Origin of the sequence: Bradyrhizobium mercantei (assembly GCF_001982635.1) — a bacterium.
Taxonomy (GTDB): Bacteria; Pseudomonadota; Alphaproteobacteria; order Rhizobiales; family Xanthobacteraceae; genus Bradyrhizobium; species Bradyrhizobium mercantei.
The window spans coordinates 180,908-201,528 of the sequence record NZ_MKFI01000005.1 but is presented as its reverse complement, the minus strand read 5'-3'; the positions used below and the strand labels follow the sequence as shown (position 1 = coordinate 201,528).

22 protein-coding genes are annotated in these 20,621 nt (G+C 65.7%); 12 read left to right on the top strand and 10 right to left on the bottom strand.

From position 1 onward, the window contains the following. The first annotated feature begins 1 nt into the window (after nt 1). Together coaE and dnaQ are read left to right on the top strand one after the other, a co-directional pair. Nucleotides 2-601 (top strand): dephospho-CoA kinase, encoded by a 600-nt coding sequence (gene coaE / locus BI327_RS23665; protein WP_076863502.1) that lies wholly within the window; start codon nt 2-4, stop codon nt 599-601. 30 nt (nt 602-631) lie between these two features. Continuing rightward, entirely contained in the window at nt 632-1,354 is a 723-nt protein-coding gene (gene dnaQ / locus BI327_RS23660; RefSeq protein WP_076863500.1) for a DNA polymerase III subunit epsilon, read from the top strand. A gap of 135 nt (nt 1,355-1,489) precedes the next feature. On the opposite strand, the gene secB is transcribed toward dnaQ, so the two are convergent. Next, nucleotides 1,490-1,978, bottom strand: coding sequence for a protein-export chaperone SecB (secB, locus tag BI327_RS23655; RefSeq protein WP_076863499.1), 489 nt, complete (start codon nt 1,976-1,978; stop codon nt 1,490-1,492). A 419-nt stretch (nt 1,979-2,397) separates the two neighbouring features. Between secB and BI327_RS23650 the strand changes: the two genes are divergently transcribed. The 3 genes from BI327_RS23650 to BI327_RS23640 are packed head-to-tail and all read left to right on the top strand — an operon-like array spanning nt 2,398 to nt 5,298. Then, a complete protein-coding gene (locus BI327_RS23650; RefSeq protein WP_076863497.1) occupies nt 2,398-3,102 on the top strand; it encodes a Tim44/TimA family putative adaptor protein in 705 nt (234 codons plus the stop codon). Then, nucleotides 3,080-4,711 carry a murein transglycosylase A gene (mltA, locus tag BI327_RS23645; protein ID WP_394329883.1) on the top strand — a complete coding sequence of 544 codons (1,632 nt, stop codon included), beginning with the start codon at nt 3,080-3,082 and terminating at the stop codon, nt 4,709-4,711. Before BI327_RS23650 ends, mltA begins: the two co-directional genes overlap by 23 nt. Beyond that, nucleotides 4,708-5,298, top strand: coding sequence for a Smr/MutS family protein (locus BI327_RS23640; RefSeq protein ID WP_076863495.1), 591 nt, complete (start codon nt 4,708-4,710; stop codon nt 5,296-5,298). Before mltA ends, BI327_RS23640 begins: the two co-directional genes overlap by 4 nt. A 2-nt stretch (nt 5,299-5,300) precedes the next feature. Here BI327_RS23640 and BI327_RS23635 read toward each other — a convergent pair whose 3' ends face one another. The 5 genes from BI327_RS23635 to hslV all read right to left on the bottom strand — a co-directional run bounded on the left by BI327_RS23635 (nt 5,301) and on the right by hslV (nt 9,602). Continuing rightward, the gene (locus BI327_RS23635) at nt 5,301-6,431 is read right to left on the bottom strand and encodes a hypothetical protein (RefSeq protein WP_076864250.1); all 1,131 of its coding nucleotides are present in this window, start codon (nt 6,429-6,431) and stop codon (nt 5,301-5,303) included. Between the two features lie 184 nt (nt 6,432-6,615). Next, nucleotides 6,616-7,920 carry an ATP-dependent protease ATPase subunit HslU gene (gene hslU, locus BI327_RS23630; protein WP_016841472.1) on the bottom strand — a complete coding sequence of 435 codons (1,305 nt, stop codon included), beginning with the start codon at nt 7,918-7,920 and terminating at the stop codon, nt 6,616-6,618. 43 nt (nt 7,921-7,963) lie between these two features. Beyond that, the gene (locus BI327_RS23625) at nt 7,964-8,560 is read right to left on the bottom strand and encodes a DUF2585 domain-containing protein (protein WP_076863493.1); all 597 of its coding nucleotides are present in this window, start codon (nt 8,558-8,560) and stop codon (nt 7,964-7,966) included. Beyond that, the gene (locus tag BI327_RS23620; protein WP_076863491.1) at nt 8,557-9,042 is read right to left on the bottom strand and encodes a GNAT family N-acetyltransferase; all 486 of its coding nucleotides are present in this window, start codon (nt 9,040-9,042) and stop codon (nt 8,557-8,559) included. The genes BI327_RS23625 and BI327_RS23620 overlap by 4 nt, the downstream gene beginning before the upstream one ends. 2 nt (nt 9,043-9,044) lie before the next feature. Next, a complete protein-coding gene (gene hslV / locus BI327_RS23615) occupies nt 9,045-9,602 on the bottom strand; it encodes an ATP-dependent protease subunit HslV (RefSeq protein WP_024583062.1) in 558 nt (185 codons plus the stop codon). A 245-nt stretch (nt 9,603-9,847) separates the two neighbouring features. Between hslV and hisB the strand changes: the two genes are divergently transcribed. From hisB to coaA, 7 genes are all read left to right on the top strand, one after another. Next, nucleotides 9,848-10,441, top strand: coding sequence for an imidazoleglycerol-phosphate dehydratase HisB (gene hisB / locus BI327_RS23610; protein WP_021078165.1), 594 nt, complete (start codon nt 9,848-9,850; stop codon nt 10,439-10,441). 86 nt (nt 10,442-10,527) lie between these two features. Next, nucleotides 10,528-11,058, top strand: coding sequence for a DUF2628 domain-containing protein (locus tag BI327_RS23605; RefSeq protein WP_076863489.1), 531 nt, complete (start codon nt 10,528-10,530; stop codon nt 11,056-11,058). Then, nucleotides 11,055-11,705, top strand: coding sequence for an imidazole glycerol phosphate synthase subunit HisH (hisH, locus tag BI327_RS23600; RefSeq protein ID WP_076863487.1), 651 nt, complete (start codon nt 11,055-11,057; stop codon nt 11,703-11,705). The genes BI327_RS23605 and hisH overlap by 4 nt, the downstream gene beginning before the upstream one ends. Next, complete coding sequence (gene hisA, locus BI327_RS23595; RefSeq protein WP_076864249.1) at nt 11,702-12,433, top strand: 1-(5-phosphoribosyl)-5-[(5-phosphoribosylamino)methylideneamino]imidazole-4-carboxamide isomerase; 732 nt, start codon at nt 11,702-11,704, stop codon at nt 12,431-12,433. Before hisH ends, hisA begins: the two co-directional genes overlap by 4 nt. Before the next feature lie 11 nt (nt 12,434-12,444). Continuing rightward, a complete protein-coding gene (hisF, locus tag BI327_RS23590; protein WP_076863485.1) occupies nt 12,445-13,221 on the top strand; it encodes an imidazole glycerol phosphate synthase subunit HisF in 777 nt (258 codons plus the stop codon). Nucleotides 13,222-13,330: 109 nt separating this feature from the next. Next, nucleotides 13,331-13,654 (top strand): phosphoribosyl-ATP diphosphatase, encoded by a 324-nt coding sequence (locus tag BI327_RS23585; RefSeq protein ID WP_076863483.1) that lies wholly within the window; start codon nt 13,331-13,333, stop codon nt 13,652-13,654. 16 nt (nt 13,655-13,670) lie between these two features. Beyond that, on the top strand, nt 13,671-14,627 hold the full coding sequence (gene coaA / locus BI327_RS23580) for a type I pantothenate kinase (RefSeq protein ID WP_076863481.1): 957 nt from the start codon (nt 13,671-13,673) through the stop codon (nt 14,625-14,627). Between the two features lie 169 nt (nt 14,628-14,796). Here the strand turns inward: coaA and BI327_RS23575 are convergent, their stop codons facing one another. The 4 genes from BI327_RS23575 to BI327_RS23560 all read right to left on the bottom strand — a co-directional run bounded on the left by BI327_RS23575 (nt 14,797) and on the right by BI327_RS23560 (nt 20,454). Beyond that, the gene (locus BI327_RS23575) at nt 14,797-17,085 is read right to left on the bottom strand and encodes a PAS domain-containing hybrid sensor histidine kinase/response regulator (RefSeq protein ID WP_076863478.1); all 2,289 of its coding nucleotides are present in this window, start codon (nt 17,083-17,085) and stop codon (nt 14,797-14,799) included. Nucleotides 17,086-17,188: 103 nt separating this feature from the next. Beyond that, nucleotides 17,189-17,707 (bottom strand): hypothetical protein, encoded by a 519-nt coding sequence (locus tag BI327_RS23570; protein ID WP_076863476.1) that lies wholly within the window; start codon nt 17,705-17,707, stop codon nt 17,189-17,191. Nucleotides 17,708-17,837: 130 nt separating this feature from the next. Then, nucleotides 17,838-19,376 (bottom strand): YifB family Mg chelatase-like AAA ATPase, encoded by a 1,539-nt coding sequence (locus BI327_RS23565; protein ID WP_076863474.1) that lies wholly within the window; start codon nt 19,374-19,376, stop codon nt 17,838-17,840. Between the two features lie 106 nt (nt 19,377-19,482). Beyond that, a complete protein-coding gene (locus BI327_RS23560) occupies nt 19,483-20,454 on the bottom strand; it encodes an MBL fold metallo-hydrolase (protein ID WP_076863472.1) in 972 nt (323 codons plus the stop codon). Nucleotides 20,455-20,621: the final 167 nt, after the last annotated feature.

Below are 20,621 nucleotides of genomic sequence, written 5' to 3'. Positions count from 1 at the left end.
GATGCTGATTCTGGGACTGACCGGCTCGATCGGGATGGGGAAATCCACCACGGCCAAATTGTTCATGGAGGCCGGCGTGCCGGTGTACGACGCCGATGCGGCCGTGCATCAGCTCTACGAAGGCGAAGCGGCACCGGCGATCGAGGCCGCGTTTCCCGGCACCACCACGGACGGCAAGGTCGATCGTGCAAAGCTGTCGGCACGCGTGGTGCACGATGCGGCGGCGATGAAGCAGCTCGAGCAGATCGTGCATCCGATGCTCGGTGCATCGCGCCAGAAATTCTTTGCCGACGCGGAAGCCGCAGGCAACCCGATCGTCGTCGTCGACATACCTTTGCTGTTCGAGACCGGCGGCGAGAAGCGGGTCGATGCTGTCGTCGTGGTCACCACCTCGCCGGAACTGCAGCGCGAGCGCGTGCTGGCGCGCGGCACCATGGATGCCGCCAAGCTGGATGCCATCATCGCCAAGCAGATGCCCGACGCCGAGAAGCGCAAACGTGCGGATTTCATAGTGGATACCTCGCACGGACTTGATCCGGTGCGGGCGCGCATCCGCGACATTCTGGCCGAGGTTGTTAAGATGCCGATGCGGCGCGCCTGATTCGCGCAGCCTTCCGGATATCCCCACGTCATGCGCGAAATCGTTCTCGATACCGAAACCACTGGCCTCGATCCGCTGCGCGGCGACCGGCTGGTTGAGATCGGCTGCGTCGAGATCTTCAACCGCATGCCGACGGGGCAGACCTACCACGTCTACATCAATCCGGAACGCGACATGCCGGCGGAAGCGTTCAACGTGCACGGGCTGTCGACCGAGTTCCTGGCCTCCAAGCCGCTGTTCACTGAAGTGGTCGACGAGTTCCTGGCCTTCATCGGCGACACGCCGCTGGTGATCCACAACGCCTCGTTCGACATCAGCTTCATCAATGCCGAGCTCGACCGCATCAAGCGGAAGGCGATCCCGAAGGACCGGCTGGTCGATACGCTGCTGCTGGCGCGACGCAAGCATCCCGGTGTGTCGAACCGGCTCGACGATCTCTGCTCGCGCTATCAGATCGACAATTCCCGCCGCACCAAGCACGGCGCCTTGCTCGACGCCGAGCTGCTGGCCGAGGTCTATATCGACCTGATCGGCGCGCGGCAGTCGCAGCTCATCCTGGCGTCGGAAAGCTCGGATGCGCGTGCGGGCAGCCATAGCGATATGCCGCGGCGGCAGCGTGAGACGCCGCTCTTCGCGCGGGTCAGCGACGCGGATCGCGAAGCCCACAGGGCCTTCGTCGCCACGCTCGGCGACAAGCCGATCTGGAACGATTATCTGCCGCCGCCAGCGCCTGCTGAAGCCCCGGCGGCTTGATATCTTCGGTTATATCTTGAGGCTGTGGCGCTTCGCCCCGTCGTCATTGCGAGGAGCGGAAGCGACGAAGCAATCCATCTCTGCGCTCGTGGCGCGATGGATTGCTTCGCTTCGCTCGCAATGACGGTACCCGGATCAGCTCGGCTTGACGCCCGAGGCGGCCTGGGCGGCGGCCTGCCGCTCCATGTTCTGGCGGTACAGACCGACGAAATCGACCGGGTCGAGCAGCAAGGGCGGGAAGCCGCCGTCGCGCACCGAGGTCGCGACGATCTCGCGCGCGAACGGGAACAAGAGCCGCGGGCACTCGATCATGACCAGCGGGTGCAGGTTCTCCTGCGGCACGTTCACGATCCGGAACACGCCGGCGTAGGCAAGATCGAAGCTGAACATCACCTTGCCAGCCGTCTCGGCCTTGCCCTCGATCGAGAGGATCACCTCGTACTCATTGTCCGACAGGTTGTTGGCCGAGACGTTGATCTGGATGTTGATCGCCGGCTGCTGCTGCTGCGGGCCGAGCGAGGCCGGCGCATTCGGGTTCTCGAACGACAGATCCTTGGTGTACTGCGCCAGCACGTTGAGCTGGGGAGCGGCCTGGTCGAGGGGGGCGCCGTTGCCATTGGTCATGAAATGTCTCCTGGAGCGGCGCTCGGGACAGAATGTCCGACGGCACGCGTTTAAGGTGTTTGGAATGCCGATGCCGGCGAGTGGCTATCATAGGCCCGGCTCGGTCCACAAGGACGACGAGCGGGCGCGTCCCGGGGCCTTGCGACCAAATGGCCGGCAAGGGGCTTGCGAGCGCAACTCCGCCCAATCTCTTAACGTCTTCCTAAATTATTGAAGATGCGCGATTTCCGGGAAGGAACGGGTTTCCCCCCGGGGTCAAAACGCGCTACACTTGCCCGTGCCAAAAAGCGCCATTGGCCGGGCATAGTTTCGTGCCTACATGCTGCGGACTCAATCGGTGATGTAATCTCTGCCGTTCCCGACCGGGAACGCTTTGATGTCCGGCCAGTTGCCGGCAGAGACCAGAAAGCGAACTCGACGTGGATATCTACACCATCATCTTCCTGGCGCTGGCCGTGTTTATCTTCCTGCGCCTGCGCAGCGTTCTCGGACAGCGCACGGGAAGCGAGCGGCCGCCGTATGATCGTGCAGCACCCAACGTCCTGCAGCGCGGCCAGGACAACAACGTGGTCCCGATCCCGGGATCGGTGATCGACCAGCCGGCTCCGGCCGCGCCCGCCGAGCCGGTCGAGCCTGCGGAACGCTGGAAGGGCATCGCCGAGCCCGGCACGTCGCTGGCGCAGGGTCTCGACGCCGTGGCCGCCCAGGATTCCTCGTTCGATCCGCGGCATTTCCTCTCAGGCGCCCGCTCGGCCTATGAAATGATCGTGCTGGCCTTCGCCAATGGCGACCGCCGTGCGCTGCGCGACCTGCTGTCGACGGAGGTCTATGAGAGCTTCGAGGCCGCGATCAAGGATCGCGAGAAGCACGAGCAGAAGACCGAGACGCGCTTCGTTTCGATCGACAAGGCCGAGATCGTCAGCGCGGAGACGCGCGATCGCTCGACCCAGCTGACCGTCCGCTTCGTGTCGCAGATGATCTCGGTGACGCGCGACAAGTCCGGCACCATCGTCGACGGCAGCCCGGACAAGGTCGCCGACATCACCGACATCTGGACATTCGCCCGCGACTCGACTTCCCGCGATCCGAACTGGAAGCTGGTTGGCACTGGAAGCGCTCACTAAACATCTCAGCTACGGGCGCCTCGCGGTCGCGTGCTGCGCGCTCGCGGTGCTGTGTTCCACCGCGGCGATTGCCGCGCGCTACCGGTCGAGCCGGCATCCTCCGCCGCGGCACGAGCAGTCCCACCCGATTCCCTATCCCAACCTGGAATTGCCGCTGCAGGTCAGCGGCAGCCAGTATGAGCCGCTGACCTGGGCCAACGTCGCCGGCTGGAACGACGACGATCATCTCGCCGCCTACAAGGCGTTCCGCACCAGCTGCAAGCCGATCGCGGCCCAGCAGGGGGCGCCCGCGGATTCGAAGGCGCTCGGCAGCTCGCTGCGCGATCCGTGCCGGATCGCCAAGGGGCTCGATCTCGCCGACGGCAGCAAGGCGAAGCAATTCTTCGAGCAGAATTTCGTGCCGCTGCGCATCTCGCGGCTCGGCGAGGATGCCGGTTTCGTCACCGGCTATTACGAGCCGGTGCTCGACGGCTCGAAGACGCAGACCGACGTCTACAACGTTCCGGTCTATCGCCGGCCGTCCAACCTGTTCGTGCGCGGCAAGACGCAAGCGTCGGTCGGCCTGCCGAACAGCGGCCCTGTCTATCGCAAGATCGGCCGGCGCAAGCTCGTGCCCTATTACGACCGCGCCCAGATCGAGGACGGCGCGATCGCCGGCCGCGGGCTCGAGATCTGCTGGCTGAAGAGCCAGACCGATCTTTTGTTCGCCCAGATCCAGGGCTCGGCCCGGATCAAGCTCGAGGACGGCACCACGCTGCGCATCAATTACGACGCGCATAATGGCTATCCCTATACGGCGGTCGGACGCGTCCTGATCGACCGCGGCATCATTCCGAGGGACCAGATGTCGATGCAGAAGATCAGGGAATGGATGGAGCAGAACCCCGAGGGCGCCAACGAGGTGCGGCGGCAGAACCGTGCCTACGTGTTCTTCCGCGAGGTGCCGCTGTCCGACAAGGACGAAGCCGTCGGCGCACAGGGCGTGCCGCTGACGCCGGGCCGCTCGATCGCGGTCGACAAGGCGCTGCACGTCTATGGCACGCCGTTCTTCATCGCGGGCCAGTTGCCGATCGAATCCGAGCAGTCCAAGACGCCGTTCCACCGGCTGATGATCGCGCAGGACACCGGCTCTGCGATCGTCGGCCCGGCGCGCGCCGATCTCTATTTCGGCGCCGGCGCCGACGCCGGAAAGGTCTCGGGCCGGCTGCGGCACAACATGCAGTTCGTGATGCTGGTGCCGAAGGGGCTCGACCCCGTCGCGCGCGGACACAAGCTGCCTGTTCCGGAGGAGCGGCCCTCGGCCAGGATCGCGAAGCTGTTTCCGCAGACCGATCCGCAGAAGGATAAACCGGCGGCGAAGCCTGCCGATGTGCCGACGGGGACCGTTGCGAAAGCCGGGGCAAACGCCGAGACAAAAGACGCCGGCAATGGAGCCGCCAAGAACCCGGCTGCGAACAAGGATGCCGCGCCCGCTGCTGCAACGGCATCGACCCCTGTCGCGCAGGCCGCGCCTGTGGCAGAACCGGTGCCGTTGCCGGTCGCCCGGCCCGACATTCCGCAACCGGAGAAGCGGCGCTTCCGGCGCTATCGCCATCACCGCGAGCAATGAAACGACCCGCGCCGATCCCCGACCTGTCCGCTCCGTCGCGGCGCAAGCGTGCGCTGAGCGAGGAGGAGCGTGCGCTCTGGGAAAGCGTCGCGAAGCAGGTCAAGCCGCTGCGCAAGCGAGCGGCCGTTGCGAAGCCGCATGCCGCCCCGCCTGACCCGGCTATTCATCACGCCACTGCAAAGCCTATCCCGGTCAAGCCGGTCACATCGGTCAAGGCTGCGCCGGCGCTGCGACCGCAGGTGCCGCCGCTGGCGCCGATCGGCCGCCGCGACCGCGCAAAATTGTCGCGCGGCCGGCAGGAGATCGATGCGCGGCTCGATCTGCACGGCATGACCCAGATGCGTGCGCATCGCGTGCTGTTTGCCTTCCTGCAGCGCGCGCATTCAGACGGGCTCACCTTCGTGCTCGTCATCACCGGCAAGGGCAAGGTCGGCGGGCTGGAGTCTGAACGCGGCGTGTTGCGCCGCCAGGTGCCGGAATGGCTCAGCCTGCCGGAATTCCGCTCGCTGGTGGTCGGCTTCGAGGAAGCGCATATCGGCCATGGCGGCGAGGGCGCGCTCTATGTGCGCGTGCGGCGCGCGCGCTGAGTCTAAAAGGGTCTGACGATCCCGACGCGCGGGATCAGCGTGACGATCCAGCCGAGGACCGTTGTTCTGCGATCGTCGGATGGGATCGGCGGCACGTCCTTCGACGCCGGCAGCATCTTCACAGCGTGCAGCATCAGGAACATGCAGACCGCCCAGTTCGAGATCCAGCGCGAATAGTCGAACACGGTCACGAACATCACGAGATAGCCGGCGCTGATCACAACGAGCGCGGCGAACACGATCCGGCGATGCATCTCATTCGCGAGCGCGCCGATCAGCCGCGCGAAATAGCGCCACAGCGGCGTGTGCAACCAGATCAAGAGCGCAAACACCGGCACGCCCAGGATGTTCGAGGGCATCCGCGCCCAGGTGTCGGCGAACTCCTTCGACAGCGGCTGGTACCAGATGTAGCCGAACTGAAGCAGGTCGGTGCGTGACGGATCGGCCATCCGGCTTTGCAGGTGGCGGAGGAATTCGTCATAGGGCACGTCGACCGTGCCGGCGAATTGCGTGACCAGGAACAGGATGCCGACCGCCGCGAGCGCGACCAGCCCGATGGCGATGTTTCGCGGCGTGGCGGCCTGCACGAGGTAGAAGCGCGTCACCACGATCGCGGCGATCGTCGGCACGTACATCAGGACGAAGATGTGGTGGATCAGGATCAGCACGATCGAGAACGTTGCTGCGATCATCACGTACATGACCGAGCGCGCCGGGATCAGCAGCAGCACGATGGCCAATGCACAGCCATAGATGTCGAAATGGCCGAGCGTGTGCATGAAGTTCTTCAGGAAGAACGGCGATCCCGCCATGAAGACGAACAGCGGCCAATGCGCACCGTCGAAGCCGAAGGTGCGGCGGAACAGCTTGACGAACAGGGCGAGTGTCAGCAGCCAGATCGCGCCGGCCAGCGCGAACACCAGCCACACCGGCACCTTGTCGGTGAACAGCGACACGATCGCGCCGACCAGCGCGCGCTTGGTGAAGCCGTAGTGATAGTCGACCAGCAAGTGGATGTAGGGGACGAATGGCGGCAGCGCGATCTTGTGCAGGAACACCCCGACCAGCACGGCCGCGTTGACGGCCAGCATCAAGCGCCAGGGGTTTTGCCACCATCCTTGCTTCAAACTCATCGTCGTCCCGGCCAAGCCACCGGGTCGGCGCGAAGCGCCGCCCGATGATAAACTCCGCGCGAGCCGGGACCCATAACCACAGGTCCGCGTTTGACAGGGACTGGTGCTGCAGCTTGCTTCAACGACGGGTGCCGGTGGTTATGGGTCCCTGCTTTCGCAGGGACGACGATCTTAGCGGGGCCGCCTACAAAATAAACCGGCTCAGATCGGCGTTCTTGGCGAGGTCGCCGACATGCTTGGTCACGTAGTCGGCGTCGACCTGGATGGTCTCGCCGTGGCGATCGGGGGCGGTGAAGGAGATTTCGTCGAGCACCCGCTCCATCACGGTCTGCAACCGCCGCGCGCCGATGTTCTCGACCGTGGAATTGACCGCGACCGCGACGTCGGCCAGCGCGTCGATCGCGTTGTCGGTGATGTCGAGCGTGACGCCCTCGGTCTTCATCAGCGCGACATATTGCTTGATCAGCGACGCTTCCGGCTCGGTCAGGATCCGGCGCATGTCGTCGCGGGTCAGCGCCTGCAGCTCGACGCGGATCGGCAGGCGGCCCTGCAGCTCCGGCAGCAAGTCCGACGGCTTGGCGATGTGGAAGGCGCCGGAGGCGATGAACAGGATGTGGTCGGTCTTGACTGCGCCGTGCTTGGTCGAGACCGTGGTGCCTTCGATCAGCGGCAGCAGGTCGCGCTGCACGCCCTCGCGGGAGACATCGCCGCCGGCGCGGTTCTCGCGCACGCAGATCTTGTCGATCTCGTCGAGGAACACGATGCCGTTGTTCTCGACCGCGTTGATCGCCTCCTGCACCAGCTGGTCGGTGTCGAGCAGCTTGTCGGATTCCTCGTTGACGAGGATCTCGTGCGAGCCTTCCACGGTCAGGCGGCGGGTCTTGCTGCGTCCGCCCATCTTGCCGAAGATGTCGCCGAGCGAGATCGCGCCCATCTGGGCGCCGGGCATGCCGGGGATCTCGAACATCGGCATGCCGCTGCCGCCCGACTGCGTCTCGATCTCGATCTCCTTGTCGTTGAGCTCGCCGGCGCGCAGCTTCTTGCGGAACGATTCGCGCGTCGCCGGGCTCGATCCCGGGCCCACCAGCGCATCCAGCACGCGCTCCTCGGCGGCGAGCTGGGCGCGGGCCTGGACGTCCTTGCGCTTGCGTTCGCGGGTCTGCGCGATCGCGACCTCGACGAGGTCGCGGACGATCTGCTCGACGTCGCGGCCGACATAGCCGACCTCGGTGAATTTCGTCGCCTCGACCTTGAGGAACGGCGCGCCGGCGAGCTTGGCCAGCCGCCGCGCGATCTCGGTCTTGCCGACGCCGGTCGGCCCGATCATCAGGATGTTCTTGGGCAGAACCTCCTCGCGCAGGGAACCGGCCAGCTGCAGCCGCCGCCAGCGGTTGCGCAGCGCGATCGACACCGCGCGCTTGGCGTCGGTCTGGCCGACGATGAAGCGATCAAGTTCAGAAACGATTTCGCGGGGGGAGAAGTGAGTCATTGGCTTTAGCTAGGTTGAAATGGCGGTCTCGGCAAGCGGCAGTCTATAGAAGGGGCGGCCCGGCCTGCCACTGCCTGATCGCCTCGAACGGGTGGATCAGCATGATGATGTTCAGGGTCAGATTGTCGCGAATGTGGAGCAGCATCACGATTTCGAACAAAACTCCGAGTGCCACTGTTGCGGCGATCGGCAGCTTGCGCGCCAGCAGGAAGCCGAGAACCATCGCGAGCGTGTCCGACACCGAATTGACGATGGTGTCGCCGTAATAGTCCAGCGAGATCGTGCCGGCGCGGTAGCGCTCGATGATCCAGTTGGAGTTTTCGACGAGCTCCCAGCTGCCCTCGATCAGCATCGCGACAATCAGCCGCCCCGGCCAGGAAAGCCGCGGCAGCACGAGGAAGGTCAGCCCATAGAACAGCAGGCCATGCACGATGTGCGACAGCGTGTACCAATCGGCGATGTGCTGCGAATTCTCCGAGCTCTGAACCGTGCCGTGCCAGAGCTTGACATAGCCGCAGGCGCAGATCGGCAACCGGCCCATCGCATAGAGCAGTGCCGCCTGCAGTGCGAGCAGCGCGACGGCCATCGCGAGCCATTGCCATGCTGAAATGCCAATCGCGGGCTTGGGCGCGAGCGTCATGCGTCGCGGACCATCAGCAGCGCCGGCCCGTCAGGCGTATCGACCCTTCCGGCCTTCTGAAAGCCCGCTTTCGCATAGGCGCGCACCGCCCGCGCGTTGGCCGGATCGGGATCGGTAACGATGCGCGGCGCACCTTGCGCCAGCCGATCATCGGCAAAGGCGCGGATCAGTGCCGAGCCATGGCCGCGCGCGATCATGTCGGGCGCGCCGATGAAGAGGTCGATGCCGCGGGTGCCCACCGGCTGGTCGCCGAAGCCGGAATTCCACGCCGTCAGATCGTAGCACTGGATGTAGCCCAAATCGGACGCATCGGTTGCGACGATGAACTGGTCCATCGCCGGCTCGTCGAGGTCGCCGCTGACCAGCGCATATTGCTCGGCCGGATCGCCCCACCACTCCTGGACATGCGGCAGCGCCAGCCACCGCCGGATCTGCGCCAGGTCAGCCGGCGTCATCGGCCGGAAATGGTAGGAGCCGGCCATGCTCAGCCGCCGATCGTCTCGATCGTCACGTTCCGGTTGGTGTAGACGCAGATGTCGGCGGCGATATCCAGCGCACGCCGGACGATGGTCTCGGCGTCCTTGTCGGTATCGACCAGCGCGCGGGCCGCGGCGAGGGCATAATTGCCGCCGGAACCGATCGCCATCACCCCGGATTCGGGCTCCAGCACGTCGCCGGTGCCGGTCAGCACCAGGGAGACGTCCTTGTCGGCCACGATCATCATGGCCTCCAGCCGGCGCAGATAGCGGTCGGTCCGCCAGTCCTTGGCGAGCTCGACGGCCGCCCGGGTCAGCTGCCCCGGATATTGCTCCAGCTTGCTTTCCAGCCGTTCGAACAGGGTGAAGGCGTCGGCGGTGGCGCCGGCAAAGCCGCCGATCACGTCACCCTTGCCGATCCGGCGGACCTTCTTGGCGTTGGCCTTGATCACGGTCTGGCCGATCGAGACCTGCCCGTCGCCGCCGATCACCACCTTGCCGCCCTTGCGGACCGTGCAGATCGTGGTGCCATGCCAGACCGGCAGCTCATTTTGGGATGCTTGCATAGGTTACCTCTCTTCCGGGCAGATTTAGGCGGTCGGGCAGGGGGTTACAATCGGGGCCAAACCAGAGCGTTTTCGAGCGAAGTGGGCACCGGTTCGCGTGAAGAAAACGCGTCAGAATTAGACCAGCAAGGATTTCCGGTCACCATGGCCTGAAGTTGGGTCATTTCGGGGTCATCCCGCAGTAGCGAAGGTGACATCAGCCTGTTAAAAGACCGGCGTTTTCGGCACGGGAAAGCTCAATCTTCATGCGCACGGCAACCATCAAGCGCAAGACCAAGGAGACCGACATCGAGGTGACGGTCAACCTCGACGGAGCGGGCGTATCCACGGTTTCGACCGGGATCGGCTTCTTCGACCATATGCTCGATCTCCTGGCCCGGCATTCGCGCATCGACATCACGGTGAAGGCGGATGGCGACCTCCATGTCGATTACCACCACACCACCGAAGACGTCGGGATCGCGCTCGGGCAGGCCGTGAAGCAGGCGCTCGGCAACATGGCCGGCATCACCCGCTACGCCTCGATCCACATGCCGATGGACGAGACGCTGTCGCGCGTCGTGATCGACATTTCCGGCCGCCCGGTGCTGGTGTTCAAGGTCGAGTTCCCGCGCGACAAGATCGGCGAGTTCGACACCGAGCTGGTGCGCGAATGGTTCAACGCCTTCGCGATGAACGCCGGCGTGACTCTCCACGTCGAGACCCTATATGGCGAGAACAGCCATCATATCTCCGAATCCTGTTTCAAAGGTTTGGCGAGGGCGCTCCGGACCGCGGTCGCGATCGATCCGCGCGCCCAGGGCGAAGTGCCCTCGACCAAGGGTCAGCTCGGCGGCTGATCCCGGGAGCATGATCCGGAAACGGTGGTACCGGTCTTCCCGGAGATCATGCGGTAAGTAAAAGTCCATCCTCGGCGGAGCGTTCGATGCCGGTCTATACAGTGCATGCCCCCGTGGCCAACGGCGCCGATCTCGCGGCGACCGACAAGTTCGTCTTCGTGCGCGACGGCTTCCATTTCTGGGCCGCGGTTGCCGGCGTGATCTGGCTCGCCTGGAACAGGCTGTGGCTGGCGCTGATCGGCTGGCTCGTCATCACCTTCGCGATCGATTATGCGCTCGCCAAGCTCGGGATCGGCCGTGGCGCGATCTTGCTCATCGACCTGGTGTTGATGGTGCTGATCGGGCTGGAGGCGGCAACCTTGCAGCGCTGGACGCTGTCGCGGCGCAAATGGCGCCAGCTCGACATCGTCGTCGCCGACAATGTGGAGGCCGCCGAGCACCGCTTCTTCGAGCGCTGGACCGCGCGGCATCGCGGCGCCCTCAACGACCAGCGGTCGGTCGATCGCGGCGGGCCGCCGCCGACCCGCGACGTTCCGGGTCAATCATTCTCAAAACCCCCGCCGATGCCGCAGGGCGGCATCATCGGACTGTTTCCAGAGCCAGGAGGATCGCGATGACCGTTGCAATCATCGATTACGGCTCCGGCAATCTGCATTCGGCGGCGAAGGCGTTCGAGCGCGCCGCGCGCAGCATGGAGGATCCGCAAGCCATCAAGGTGACGCGCGATCCCGACGCGGTGTATCGCGCCGATCGCATCGTGCTGCCCGGTGTTGGCGCGTTCGCCGATTGCCGCCGCGGCGTCGACGCGGTCGACGGCATGCTGGAAGCACTCACCGAGGCGGTGCGGGTCAAGGCGCGGCCGTTCTTCGGCATCTGCGTCGGAATGCAGCTGATGGCGACGCGCGGCAAGGAGCACGTGATCACCGAGGGCTTCAACTGGATCGGCGGCGACGTCGAGAAGATCGAGCCGCGCGACGAGAGCCTCAAGGTCCCGCACATGGGCTGGAATACGCTCGACATGGTGCGCGAGCACCCGGTGCTGGAGCGGCTGCCGCTCGGACCGAAGGGACGTCACGCCTATTTCGTGCACTCCTATCACCTCAATGCCGCCAACGAGGCGGACGTGCTGGCGCGCGCCGACTATGGCGGGCCGGTGACCGCGATCGTGGCCAAGGACACCGCGATCGGCACCCAGTTTCACCCCGAGAAGAGCCAGCGCTTCGGCCTCGCTTTGATCTCCAATTTCTTGAAGTGGAAGCCGTGATCCTCTTTCCAGCGGTTGATCTGAAGAACGGCCAGTGCGTGCGCCTCGAGCAGGGCGACATGGCGCGCGCCACCGTGTTCAATCTCGATCCGGCGGCGCAGGCGAGGAGCTTCGCCGCGCAGGGCTTCGAATATCTCCACGTCGTCGACCTCGACGGCGCCTTCGCCGGCAAGCCGATGAACGCCCACGCGGTTGAGGCGATGCTGAAGGCCGTCACCATGCCGGTGCAGCTCGGCGGCGGCATCCGCGACCTCGCGACCATCGAGGCCTGGCTCGACAAGGGCATCACCCGCGTCATCATTGGCACCGCGGCGGTGCGCGATCCCGAGCTCGTGAAGGGTGCGGCGAAGAAATTCCCCGGCCGCGTCGCGGTGGGCCTCGATGCCCGCGACGGCAAGGTCGCGGTCGAAGGCTGGGCCGAGACCTCGCATGTGACCGCGCTCGAGATCGCGCAGCGCTTCGAGGATGCCGGCGTCGCCGCGATCATCTTCACCGACATCGCGCGCGACGGCCTGCTCAAGGGCCTCAACCTCGACGCCACCGTCGGCCTCGCCGACCGCATCTCGATCCCGGTGATCGCTTCGGGCGGCTTTGCCTCGATCGACGACGTCAAGGCGTTGCTGGAGCCGCGGGCGAAGAAGCTCGCCGGCGCCATCGTCGGCCGCGCGCTCTATGACGGTCGGCTTGATCCCGCCGCCGCGCTCAAGCTGATCCGCAGCGCGGCTTAGGAGACAGAGACATGTTCAAGGTTCGCGTGATCCCCTGTCTCGACGTCAAGGACGGGCGCGTGGTCAAGGGCGTCAACTTCGTCGATCTGCGCGACGCCGGCGATCCGGTCGAGGCCGCGATCGCCTATGACGCCGCCGGTGCCGACGAGCTCACCTTCCTCGACATCACCGCCACCCATGAAAACCGCGGCATCATCCTGGACGTGGTGCGGCGGACGGCGGAAGCCTGCTTCATGCCGCTGACCGTGGGCGGCGGCGTCCGCACGGTCGACGACATCAAGACCCTGCTGCGGTCAGGCGCTGACAAGGTCTCGATCAATTCGGCGGCGGTCAGCCGGCGCGAATTCGTCAAGGAAGCCGCCGAGAAATACGGCGAGCAGTGCATCGTGGTCGCGATCGACGCCAAGCGGGTCAAGCGCGCCGGCGGCTCGGACCGCTGGGAGATCTTCACCCATGGTGGACGGAATGCCACCGGGATCGACGCCATCGAATATGCCCAGGAGGTCGTCTCGCTCGGCGCCGGCGAAATCCTACTGACCTCGATGGACCGCGACGGCACGCGGCAGGGTTTTGACCTGCCGCTGACCCGGGCGATCGCGGACAGTGTCCCCGTACCGGTTATCGCCTCCGGCGGCGTCGGCAATCTCGATCATCTGGTCGACGGCGTCCGCGAGGGTCACGCCACCGGCGTGCTGGCGGCGTCGATCTTCCACTTCGGGGAATTCACCATCCGCCAGGCCAAGGATCACATGGTGCGCGCCGGCCTGCCGATGCGCCTCGATCCCTGATGCATGGTCCGGAAACAGAGTGGTCTGGGACTCCTTGTCACAAAAATGCTAAGTCCCAACTTAGGGATGGCACCCTGGCGGTGCCGCTGCGCATGCTTGAGTTGAGTTGATGTCGCGTTTCACGGTCCATGATTTGGCCGCCACCATCGATGCCCGTGCTGCAACGGGCGGCGAGGCGTCCTACACCCGCAAGCTGCTCGACAAGGGCGCGGAGCATTGCGCCAAGAAATTGGGTGAGGAAGCGGTCGAGACCGTGATCGCCGCAGTCGAGAACAATCGCGATCACCTGATCGCGGAAAGTGCCGATCTCGTGTTTCACCTGCTGGTTCTGTTGAAATCACGCGGCGTGAAGCTGGAGGACGTCGAGGCGGCGCTGGAGAAGCGCACCGCGATGTCGGGGCTGGAAGAGAAGGCGTCGCGCAAGCGCGATTGATCACGGGGAGGGCCTCATGGACATCCGGGCACCAGATCAGCAGTACAACCCCTACCGCATCTTCACGCGCCAGCAATGGTCGCATCTGCGCGACGATACGCCGATGACGCTCGAGCCCGGCGAATTCGATCGTCTGCGTTCGATGCACGACCGCCTCGATTTGCAGGAGGTCGAGGACATCTACCTGCCGCTGTCGCGGCTGCTCTCGACCTATGTCGATGCGACCCAGCGGCTGTATTATTCGCAGCGCCAATTCCTCAACATCCGCGATCGCAAGATGCCCTACATCGTCGGCGTCGCCGGATCCGTCGCGGTCGGCAAGTCGACCACCGCCCGCGTGCTGCAGGCGCTATTGGCGCGCTGGTCGCCGCGGCCGAAGGTCGACCTGATCACGACCGACGGTTTCCTGTTTCCCAATGCCGTGCTCGAGCGGCAGGGCATCATGCAGAAGAAGGGCTTTCCGGAGAGCTACGACCTGCCGACGCTGCTGTCGTTCCTTTCCGACATCAAGGCGGGACGGCGCCGCGTGCGCGCCCCGGTCTATTCGCATCTGACCTACGACATCGTGCCGAACAAATGGGTCGAGATCGACCAGCCCGACATCCTGATCGTCGAAGGCGTCAACGTTCTGCAGACCGGACGGCTGCCGCGCGACGGCAAGGCGGTGCCGTTCGTCTCCGACTTCTTCGATTTCTCGGTCTATATCGACGCCGACGAGGCCGTGCTGCGGGAGTGGTACATCAAGCGCTTCCTGGCGCTGCGCGACACCGCGTTCACCGATCCGAGGTCCTACTTCCACCGCTACGCGCCGCTGTCGGACGAGGAAGCGACCGCGACCGCGATCGCGATCTGGGAGCGCACCAACCTCGCCAATCTCGAGGACAACATCCTGCCGACCCGTCCGCGCGCGACGCTGATCCTGAAGAAGGGCGCCGACCACGTGGTGCAGTCGGTCGCGCTGCGCCGGCTGTAATTCTTAGCCACTCAAGCTTGCCACATCACAGCTGTCGTCCCCGCGAACGCGGGGACCCATCACCACAGCCGTTTGCGATTCGCAGGCTGTGGCCACAGCGCGTCGCAAAACCAAATTCGGTGGCTATAGGTCCCTGCTTTCGCAGGGACGACATCGAGTTTTTGGCTGGTTACGCCGCGATATGTCGCGCAGCGGCGAGGCCGGCCAGCGCTTCTTCCAGCTTCTCGCGGTCGAGCGGCTTGATCAGGAAGCCGTCCATGCCGGCTTCGAAGCAGGCATAGCGGTCTTCCACCAGCGTGTTGGCCGTTAGCGCCAGGATCGGGGTCCGGCGGATGGACTGGCCGGCCAGCCCGCCGGATTCTTGGGCGCGGATCTGCTTGGTGGTCTCGATGCCGTTGAGGCGCGGCATCTGGATATCCATCAGCACGATGTCGTAGGGCGTGCCGGCTGACGTCGCCGACAGCCAGGATTCCATCGCCTGCTCGCCATTGGTCGTGATGACCACGCTGTGGCCGAGCCGGGTGAGCAGCGAACGCATCAGGAGCGCGTTGATCTCATTGTCTTCGGCGACCAGGATCGAGAGCCCCTTGTCCGGCGGTGCCGCCGGCGCAGTGGGCGCGGACTCGGTGGCAGTCTCGATCGCAATGCCTGGCACCCCCGGGCTTGGCATCACAAGGCTTGGCGCGGCGATTTCGGGCGATGCGGTCAGGCGTGCGGCGAGTGACGAGGCGCGCAACGGCTTGACCAGATAGCCGGTGAGCATAGCCGTCTCGGCGGCCGCAAGATCCTGCCGCGTTGCCGGCGTGACCATCACGATGCGATGGATTGCATGGATGCGGGCGGCGCTGGCGAACGCTTCCATGGCGGGCGTGCCGAGCGTGTGGTCGATCAGCACCGCGTGCCAGCTCCGCTCCGGCAGTAGCGCCTCGGCGACATTGGCATCCGACACGATGCAGGTCTGCGCGCCCCAGCGCTGCAACCGTCGCGAGATCAGCGAAACCTCGATGCTGTGCGGCGCAACCAGCATGATCGACTGATTGGTGAGGTCGGGCGCGGTGAAGCCGTTGGCCTCGCCGGTGTCGGCGGCGGCCAGCGGGATAGAGACCTCGAAGGTTGAGCCCGCACCCGGCGTGCTGGCGAGCGTGATGCGGCCGCCCATGCGCTTGACGATGCGGTCGCTGATCGACAGGCCGAGACCGGTGCCGCCATAGCTGCGCGCGATGCGGTCGTCGGCCTGCTCGAATTCCCGGAAGATGCGCTGCTGCGCCTCCGGTGCGATGCCGATGCCGGTGTCGCGAACCAGGAAGCTGATCTCGTTCGGCCAGATCCCGGGCTCGACGATCAGCGCCACGCCGCCGCTCGCCGTGAACTTGATGGCATTGCCGGCGAGGTTGAGCAGCACCTGACGCAGCCGCGCGGCGTCGCCCGTCACCTGGATCGGCAGCCGCTCGTCGACATAGGCGGCGATCTCGATGCCTTTGGTTTGCGCGCGCGGCGCCAGCAGCTCGGTGATGTCCTCGATCAGGCCGGACAGCGCAAAGGCGCGGTGCTCGAGGTCGATCTTGCCGGCTTCGATCTTGGAATAGTCGAGCAGCTCCTCGATCAGCGCGAGCAGCGCGTCGCCGGATGTCTTGACCGCCTTGGCGTAGGTCGTCTGCTCCGGTGTCAGCTGGGTATCCATCAGCAGTCCGCTCATGCCGATGATGCCGTTCAGCGGCGTGCGGATCTCGTGGCTCGCCATTGCAAGGAAGCGCGATTTGGCGCGGTTGGCCGCATCGGCCTGATCGCGCGCTTCGGCCAGCGCGCGCTCGCTCTCGGTGCGGTCGGTGACGTCGCGGCCGACGCTCTGCATCTCGGCGGGCGCGCCGGCGTCGTTGCGCACGAGACCTTCGCGCCAGGCGATCCAGCGCGGCCCGAGCGGTCCCTCGACCTTCTGGTCGTAGACGCGGGTCCCGCTGGGCTCGAGCGCGGTGTCGCCCTGCTCCAGCACGGTCAGCGTGGCGGTGCTGTCGATCAAATTGTCGCGCGAGACCTGGGCGAGCTCGCAATAGGCGTCGTTGGCATAGGTGATGCGTCCCTCGAGGTCGCGCAGCACGATCAAATCGCCCTGCGCCTCGAACAGCTTGCCGGCGCGCTGCTCGGCCTCCTGGAGTTCCCAGTTGCGGTCGGCCATTGCCTCATTGTGCGTGGCGATGGTGCGCAGCCTCCTGCGCATCAGCCGCAGGCGGATGCCGAGCGTCACGATCCAGAGGCAGGCGAGCGCGAACAGGAAGCTGACCCCGATCGCGAATGTATTGGGGTCGTAGCCGCTGTGCTGCGAGAGCGCGCCCGAAATGAACCCGAAGGCGCCGCCGAATGCGACCGAGAAGATCGTGAAGGAACGGACGATCGTCGCGAGCCAGGAATGGCGCCGCAGGAAGCGGCGAAGGCGTAACTTGATCCGGAAGAAACGCCCCATCAATGGTGGCCCTGAGATAGCTTGGTCTGGCAACGACGATGCGTCGGCCACCTTGCAAAGTGCTTGAAGTTGATGGCCGTTTCGCGCTGCCCTCGGAACAGGGTTAGCGCGAGGTTAACTCCGCCAGCGTCTGGCCGCGGACGCGCGCGCGAGGCTCGTGCAAGGCTGCCTCGAGGCCGCGATGTCCGCCGCGGGCGCTGACGATCAGGGCCGCGGCATCGCGCACCGAGAACGTCTTCGACTGCACGTAGACGCGGTAGTCGAACGGACCGTCATGCGAAAGATAGATCACGGGGCCGGTTGCGGCCGGTTCGCTGGAAATCCCGATCAGCTGCGGCACCGCGCTGCTCTCGCACGCGCCGGCCTCGGCGTCGTCGATGTCGTCGATCACGGTGAAGTCGGCGGCGTCGGCGTTCTCGGCGATCTGGACCCGGACGGTCGCAAGGCTGGGGTCGTCGGTGAAGCTGACGTGAAGCTGGGCCAGCCAGGGCACCGATGCGATCTGCATCGTGGTCCCGCCCACCTCGATGCAGGGGCGGGGACCCGGCAGGAATTCAGCGCGGGCAAATACCGCGGCCACGGCAAGCGGGACCACCGAGGCCAAAACTTTCAAACGCAACATGACACAACTCGCTCGACCCAAGCTTGCCGCGGATCGCGGTGCTTATGGTTTGCGGAGCGTAAATGAGAGTGGTTACCGTCACGTTGACGCGCGCTACTCAGCCGCGAGTTGAAGCAGGCTTGGGTTCTCGTCAGGCCGCGCGACGCAGATCGTCGGCCAATGCACGATAGGACAGCGCTTCGGCGAGGTGCAGCCGGCCGATCGTAGCGGCGCCGTCGAGATCGGCGAGCGTGCGCGCCACCCGCAGCACGCGGTGATAGCCGCGCGCCGTGAGGTGCATGTTGTCGGCCGCCTCGCGGAGCAGCTTCTGGCCATGCGCATCAGGCTGCGCGATGGTCTCGAGCAGCGAGCTCGGCGCCTCCGCATTGGTGCGGACATGCGGCATGCCGGCTGCGGCATAGCGCGCCAGCTGGATGTCGCGCGCCGCCGCGACGCGCGCGGCGACCTCGGCCGAGCCCTCCGCCGGCGGCGGCAGGATCAGGTCCGCCGCGGTCACGGCGGGCACCTCGATGCGCAAATCGATGCGATCCATCAGCGGACCGGAGATCCGCATCTGGTAATCGGCGGTGCAGCGGTCGAGCCGGCCGCGCTTGCAGGAATAGCCGGGCTCATAGGCGTGGCCGCAGCGGCACGGGTTCATGGCCGCGACCAGCATGAAGCGCGCCGGATAGGTGACGCGATGGTTGGCCCGGCTCACCGAGACTTCGCCGTTCTCGAGCGGCTGGCGCAGCGAATCCAGCACGCGCGGATCGAATTCCGGCAGTTCGTCGAGGAACAGCACGCCCTGATGCGCGAGCGAGATCTCGCCGGGCTTGGCGCGCATGCCGCCGCCGGTCAGCGCGGCCATGCTGGCGGAATGATGCGGGCTGCGGAACGGACGCCGCGCGGTCAGGGCGCCGTCGCGGATCTCGCCGGCGACGGAGGCGATCATCGAGACTTCGAGCAGCTCCGATGGCGACAGCGGCGGCAGGATCGAGGGCAGCCGCGCCGCCAGCATCGACTTGCCGGCGCCGGGCGAGCCGATCATTAAAAGATGATGTCCGCCGGCGGCGGCGATCTCCAGCGCGCGTTTGGCGCTTTCCTGGCCCTTGATGTCGCGCAGGTCGAGCAGCGCCTCCTCGCGCTCATGCACCTTCGGCTGCGGCCGCGACAGCAGCTGCGTGCCCTTGAAGTGATTGGCGATCTGGATCAGCGAGTGCGCCGCGATGATCTGGATGTCCGGGCTGGCCCAGGCGGCCTCCGAGCCGCAGGCGGCCGGACAGATCAACCCCTCGTCGCGCGAATTGGCGCCGATCGCGGCCGGCAGCACGCCGGCAACGGCTGCGATCGAGCCGTCGAGCCCGAGCTCGCCGAGCACCGTGAAGCCGCTGAGCGCATCCGGCGGGATCGCCCCGATGGCGGCCATCAGGCCGAGCGCAATCGGCAGGTCGTAATGGCTGCCCTCCTTGGGCAGGTCGGCGGGCGCAAGGTTGACGGTGATGCGGCGAGCGGGCAGCGCGAGGCCCGAGGCGATCAGCGCCGAGCGCACCCGCTCCCGCGCCTCCGACACCGCCTTGTCGGGCAGGCCGACGATCGCGAACGCCGGCAGTCCCGGCGCGACCTGCACCTGCACGTCGACCGCGCGGGCCTCGATGCCCTCGAATGCGACGGTAGAAACCCGCTGGACCATGCTGCCCCTGTCTTCCGCAATCGAAGGTAGCGGAACGGACCGTCCAGCGCAAGAACATTAAGAGAACATCCGGGGGCGACGTGCGCCGTCCCCGGATGGTCAGCCGTCACAGCGTCATCTGCATCGGCTCCGGATAGTAGTGGAAGCCCTCGCCGGCCTTGGCGACGTGGCCGTAGCCCGGCCAGGCGAAGTGATAGGACATCACCGCCGTCTTGTTCGCCGCCAGCATCTCCAGCAGCTTGACCCGCGACGCCGCGGCCTGCTTCGGATCGGTGTCGTAGGAGAACTCCATCCGCGGCCGTTCCAGCAGCAGCACCGCGTGATGCGAGAGGTCGCCGAGGAAGGCGAAGGATTTGCCGCCCGAGCTCACCATGAAGATGCTGTGGCCCACGGTGTGGCCGGGAGCCGCGATCGCCGTCACGCCGGGCAGGAATTCCTGGCCATCCTTGAAGAACACGATGCGGTCGCGCACCGGCAGCAGGTTCTTGCGGGCATGCACGATGAAATCCTTCAGCCCGCTGCCCATCTTGCCTTCGTCAGTCCAGAACTCGAGATCGCTCTGCGCGATGTAGTACTGTGCGTTCGGGAACAGCGGCTTGCCGTCGGCGCCGACAATGCCGCCGATATGATCGATGTGGGCGTGCGACAGCACGACGGCGTCGATATCCTCCGGCTTGATGCCGGCTTCCTGCATGCTCTTCTGCTGCCGGCCGGTGGTCTTGCCGAACAGTTGCGACGTGCCCATGCCGGTATCGAACAGGATCAGCCTGTCGCCCATGTTGACGATCGGCGAGTTCTGCTCGAGCACGACATTGTCCGGCGAGAGGAAGTTGTCGGAGAGCATCTTCTTCACCTCTTCCTTCGGCACGCCGGTGAAGGTGCCGGAGGGATCGCCGAGCGGAAGCGGGCCGTCGGAGACGACGGTCACTTCGGCATCGCCGAGTTCGAAGCGGTGCCAATAGGGAGTCTGTGTGCCGAGTTTCGGCGCGCGCGCCTGCGCGGTGCTACCGAGCAGTGTGCTGGCGCCGAGACCGGCACCAAGCGCGAGCAAGGATCGTCGTGAGACATTGAGCGTCATAACGTCTTCCTCCACATTTTTTATGAGATTGTCGCGTTGTTGCCCGCGCGTTGACCCGCCGCTTGACCTGACGCAGGCAACAGGATGCTGCCTTCGCCCGCGCAAGCTGGCAAGTAGAATAAGGAGAACGCGTGCGCGGTCGAACTCTGGCGCGAGTTCAACCTGGA

What these genes read in the sequence shown, in the direction of transcription:
- coaE (WP_076863502.1), top strand. Translation starts at nt 2, where the DNA reads ATGCTGATTCTGGGACTGACCGGCTCGATCGGGATGGGGAAATCCACC.
- dnaQ (WP_076863500.1), top strand. Translation starts at nt 632, where the DNA reads ATGCGCGAAATCGTTCTCGATACCGAAACCACTGGCCTCGATCCGCTG.
- secB (WP_076863499.1), bottom strand. Translation starts at nt 1,978, where the DNA reads ATGACCAATGGCAACGGCGCCCCCCTCGACCAGGCCGCTCCCCAGCTC.
- BI327_RS23640 (WP_076863495.1), top strand. Translation starts at nt 4,708, where the DNA reads ATGAAACGACCCGCGCCGATCCCCGACCTGTCCGCTCCGTCGCGGCGC.
- BI327_RS23635 (WP_076864250.1), bottom strand. Translation starts at nt 6,431, where the DNA reads ATGAGTTTGAAGCAAGGATGGTGGCAAAACCCCTGGCGCTTGATGCTG.
- hslU (WP_016841472.1), bottom strand. Translation starts at nt 7,920, where the DNA reads ATGACTCACTTCTCCCCCCGCGAAATCGTTTCTGAACTTGATCGCTTC.
- BI327_RS23625 (WP_076863493.1), bottom strand. Translation starts at nt 8,560, where the DNA reads ATGACGCTCGCGCCCAAGCCCGCGATTGGCATTTCAGCATGGCAATGG.
- BI327_RS23620 (WP_076863491.1), bottom strand. Translation starts at nt 9,042, where the DNA reads ATGGCCGGCTCCTACCATTTCCGGCCGATGACGCCGGCTGACCTGGCG.
- hslV (WP_024583062.1), bottom strand. Translation starts at nt 9,602, where the DNA reads ATGCAAGCATCCCAAAATGAGCTGCCGGTCTGGCATGGCACCACGATC.
- hisB (WP_021078165.1), top strand. Translation starts at nt 9,848, where the DNA reads ATGCGCACGGCAACCATCAAGCGCAAGACCAAGGAGACCGACATCGAG.
- BI327_RS23605 (WP_076863489.1), top strand. Translation starts at nt 10,528, where the DNA reads ATGCCGGTCTATACAGTGCATGCCCCCGTGGCCAACGGCGCCGATCTC.
- hisH (WP_076863487.1), top strand. Translation starts at nt 11,055, where the DNA reads ATGACCGTTGCAATCATCGATTACGGCTCCGGCAATCTGCATTCGGCG.
- hisF (WP_076863485.1), top strand. Translation starts at nt 12,445, where the DNA reads ATGTTCAAGGTTCGCGTGATCCCCTGTCTCGACGTCAAGGACGGGCGC.
- BI327_RS23585 (WP_076863483.1), top strand. Translation starts at nt 13,331, where the DNA reads ATGTCGCGTTTCACGGTCCATGATTTGGCCGCCACCATCGATGCCCGT.
- coaA (WP_076863481.1), top strand. Translation starts at nt 13,671, where the DNA reads ATGGACATCCGGGCACCAGATCAGCAGTACAACCCCTACCGCATCTTC.
- BI327_RS23575 (WP_076863478.1), bottom strand. Translation starts at nt 17,085, where the DNA reads ATGGGGCGTTTCTTCCGGATCAAGTTACGCCTTCGCCGCTTCCTGCGG.
- BI327_RS23570 (WP_076863476.1), bottom strand. Translation starts at nt 17,707, where the DNA reads ATGTTGCGTTTGAAAGTTTTGGCCTCGGTGGTCCCGCTTGCCGTGGCC.
- BI327_RS23565 (WP_076863474.1), bottom strand. Translation starts at nt 19,376, where the DNA reads ATGGTCCAGCGGGTTTCTACCGTCGCATTCGAGGGCATCGAGGCCCGC.
- BI327_RS23560 (WP_076863472.1), bottom strand. Translation starts at nt 20,454, where the DNA reads ATGACGCTCAATGTCTCACGACGATCCTTGCTCGCGCTTGGTGCCGGT.